Origin of the sequence: Brasilonema sp. UFV-L1, from assembly GCF_012912105.1 — a bacterium.
Taxonomy (GTDB): Bacteria; Cyanobacteriota; Cyanobacteriia; order Cyanobacteriales; family Nostocaceae; genus Brasilonema.
Genome location: NZ_QMEA01000260.1, coordinates 1 through 3,304, shown reverse-complemented (window position 1 = coordinate 3,304; position 3,304 = coordinate 1). Strand labels below are relative to the sequence as shown.

The following is a 3,304-nucleotide window of genomic DNA, read 5'->3' as shown; positions in this document are numbered from 1 at the left end:
GCCCCGAGTTCCCCACCTCCCCCCTCCAAACTCGCACAATACATTGATAGCAGCGCTCAAGACTACTTGACACAAGGGTTACAAGCCATTCAGGTGGGGAGAGTGCAAGATGCGATCGCCTTATTTCGTAAAGCCACAGAACTCGATCCCAATTTAGCCGCAGCTCACTACAACATGGGGCTAGCACTGCGACAAATAGGACAATTACAGCCTGCTGCTGATGCATTTTACAAAGCGACACAATCTGATCCCCAGTTTGCCCTGGCTTATGCTAACCTTGGCGGCTCGCTATTAGAAGGGAGCAATTGGCAGCAAGCAAACGATTACTTGCAACGAGCATTGGAACTTGATCCCAAATTGGGAGTTGCTCACTACAACTTAGGGTTACTCCGCGAGCAACAACGAGATTGGGACAAAGCTATTTCATCCTTTAAAAAAGCGATGCAATTGAGCAAAAATGCACCCGAACCAGCCTATCATATGGGCATATGTTATTTACAACAGGGCAAAGCTGATAAAGCAAAAGATGCATTTCGCAAAGCAGTTAAAATCAATCCAAAATATTCAGAAGCTCATTATAATATCGGTGCAATTAACTTTAGTAAAGGAAAATTAAAAGATGCCTTAGAAGCTTTTAGAAAATCAGCAGAAGCAAACACAAACAATGCTAATGCCTATTATGCAGCTGGGTTAGTATTTATACAGTTAAGAAAATATCCAGAAGCAGCACAAGTGTTGCAATATGCAAGAGATTTATACAAATCTCAAAAGAACTTCCAGTGGGCGAACAATGCAGGAAATCTATGGCAACAATTATCAAATCAGAATTATCAACTTCGCTAAATCAGTTATCAGTTATCAGTTATCAGTGAACAATTATCACTATTTCCTGATAACTGTTAAAAGAAGGCTTAATTACGAGACAATAAAATTATGAACTGAAATGTCTGGTGTGCAATGAAGTTGTGTTGATAGTAATGGAAATCCTCATGAAAAAGCGCCTCAAGAGTCAATTTTTATTCTCCAATCGCTGGCTAGATCGGCATTGGGTTGTCCGTAACATGGAGGCTTTCCAAGACTTAATTGTGATTGTTCTGTGTTTGGGTTTGTTCGCGATTATGGTCATGCAGCTATGGGTTTTCTTCACAACTCTTGAAATACCTGTAGATTTTAAAGTTGTGACTGCCAAGATACTATTCATCTTAATTTTGGTTGAATTATTTCGACTCCTGATGGTGTATTTACAGGAGCATAGTATTGCTGTTGGAGTAGCAGTGGAAGTGGCACTTGTTTCAGTACTCAGAGAAGTGGTTGTTCATGGAGCGCTGGAAATTTCTTGGGTTCAGACTGCAGCAATTTGCGGCTTATTAGTGGTTCTGGGTGGGTTACTGTTAGTTTGTGCCAAAACACCACACATGGATTGTATAAGTGCTAACACTAAGTTTTGCCCTATTACACGCCTTGAAAACGAACCAGTGGAAAAAGAGCGTGAATTCAAATATCCACATCGTTGCGAGGATATTGCTTAAATCAGTGAACAGTTATCAGTTATCAGTAAAGAGTGATAACTGATAACTGTTGAAGAATGAAGTTATTTTTAGCTCCTTAATTTCTTCGCAGGTAGAACATGGGAATATAACTTCTTTAGGCGATAGCTTAGCTGCTGTGCTTTGTGCAGATCGCCCTACAACTAATAGCGTATCCACGCATACTCTTTTAGGAAGATGAAGAGTTCCTTTAGGGTGAGTACAAGTGAGTAAGAAACCTAAAGGAGGGTAAATTTATGGTTCAATCTGCACCGAAAACTCAAAATCCCGTGAGCAACTTAGAATACGACTTCATCACTGTGTTGCACAACAAAGCTGAAGCAATCAAAGCTTATGAAACTTACATTAACGATGCACAGCAAGCTGGTTCTCAGCCTTGTGTAGAATTGTTCGAGAAATTGCGCGAGTCTGATATCGAGTACGTACAAGAAATTCGCCGCCACCTTCAGGAAGTCATGCAAAAAGGTAAAATGTAAACCTTAAATTTCGTGCTAAGCCGTGAAACAGTGTAGCGGTGTAGGGTGTGTTAGCGCTAGCTAACACACCATTTGTGTAGATGAAACTAGCGATTCTGGGCTGCTTGCTGCACTTGTTCCAGCGTCAAATCTAGAATCTCTGCTACTTGTTCGACACTCAAACCCAAAGCTAACAATCGGGGTACTGCATCTAACTTCGCTTGCAGTTTACCTTCTTGTAAGCCTTCTTGTAAACCTTCCTCCTTAATGGATTGATACATCCTTGTTTTTTTTAATTCGTCGTCTATGCCCAACATTGCTGCCAACTCCTCTCGGCTTAACTGAGTAAACTTGTACAACAGGATGGTTTCTATCAATTCTACAATTTGCGTCCTGCTCGCTTCACTGCCAGTTGTTGTCTTGCCCGCAAAATCAATTCTCTACTTCGCTCAACAGCTGTCTGTTCCTGTTCTATAATTAACAGCACAACCGCAAGTTGAAGTGAATTTTCTGCTGTTGTACCTAATTCATCTAAATAAATGCGCTGCAATTGAGCGCTTTAAGTGAGGTTCTGGAGACTAAATTCGGGAAAATCTCATTTCTAATCTTGCCCATCCCAATAGATTGATATTCCGACTAATAGTATACCAAAAAGAGATAAAACGGTTCTGGTTATATTACCTTTATTTAGTAAGCCACGAATTATAATCATTCCTGCTTGATCGTTTATATCCATTTTGAGTAATTTCGTATATGCAGGTTCATTTATTAATATTGATGATACAAAAGAACCTAAAATGTATAGCAATGATCCGATGATAAAGAAAAAGTTTCTAAAGCCACAAATAATATATGCTGAAAATATTAGAATCGGTACTAGCACAATCGTGTTAATAACAATCGATTTTCTTCCTCTTACGATAATTTCCGAATAAACGCAATAATACTGTTCTTCTTTTAATGCGTTAAATGTTTCTCTAAGAACTGTAGAAAGAAATAGTACGATTCCAGTAAAAACAGAAGAAAGAATTAAGAACGAAATCTTAAAAAGCAATTCCATTGATGACTCCTTAAAGTATTCCTTGCACGAAGCCTCAACCTCACGATGAAGTATCGCCTGCGGACTCAGTGATGTTGCGATCGCCTTTCAATCACCAGCAATCTCTTTATAAGCCACATTCTATGCCGTGTAAGACTTAATTCACCCTTTTCCCTTTAAAATCAGCGAACGTACAGTTCTTATACTCTCTACGCCTTTGCGTGAAACAAAACAACCGTTACATAACACCTACCACTAGCTAC

5 protein-coding genes and 1 pseudogene are annotated in these 3,304 nt (G+C 39.5%); 3 read left to right on the top strand and 3 right to left on the bottom strand.

Annotated elements, in window-relative coordinates; translation table 11 throughout:
* The 3 genes from DP117_RS33800 to DP117_RS33790 all read left to right on the top strand — a co-directional run.
* The coding region (locus DP117_RS33800; protein ID WP_169222520.1) for a tetratricopeptide repeat protein at window positions 1-843 on the top strand (843 nt) is incomplete at its 5' end.
* A 146-nt stretch (window positions 844-989) separates the two neighbouring features.
* Window positions 990-1,529, top strand: a complete 540-nt coding sequence (locus tag DP117_RS33795; RefSeq protein ID WP_169222519.1) for a phosphate-starvation-inducible PsiE family protein — start codon at window positions 990-992, stop codon at window positions 1,527-1,529.
* Window positions 1,530-1,783: 254 nt separating this feature from the next.
* A complete protein-coding gene (locus DP117_RS33790; protein ID WP_169222518.1) occupies window positions 1,784-2,023 on the top strand; it encodes a hypothetical protein in 240 nt (79 codons plus the stop codon).
* An 86-nt stretch (window positions 2,024-2,109) separates the two neighbouring features.
* Here DP117_RS33790 and DP117_RS36805 read toward each other — a convergent pair whose 3' ends face one another.
* The 3 genes and pseudogenes from DP117_RS36805 to DP117_RS33780 all read right to left on the bottom strand — a co-directional run bounded on the left by DP117_RS36805 (window position 2,110) and on the right by DP117_RS33780 (window position 3,062).
* Window positions 2,110-2,379 (bottom strand): Rpn family recombination-promoting nuclease/putative transposase, encoded by a 270-nt coding sequence (locus DP117_RS36805; protein WP_339381155.1) that lies wholly within the window; start codon window positions 2,377-2,379, stop codon window positions 2,110-2,112.
* Window positions 2,374-2,552, bottom strand: a pseudogene (locus DP117_RS36800) (DUF2887 domain-containing protein); the annotation flags it as partial. The pseudogene DP117_RS36800 and the gene DP117_RS36805, both read right to left, overlap by 6 nt.
* Before the next feature lie 51 nt (window positions 2,553-2,603).
* Window positions 2,604-3,062, bottom strand: coding sequence for a DUF1772 domain-containing protein (locus DP117_RS33780; RefSeq protein WP_169222517.1), 459 nt, complete (start codon window positions 3,060-3,062; stop codon window positions 2,604-2,606).
* Window positions 3,063-3,304 lie beyond the last annotated feature (242 nt).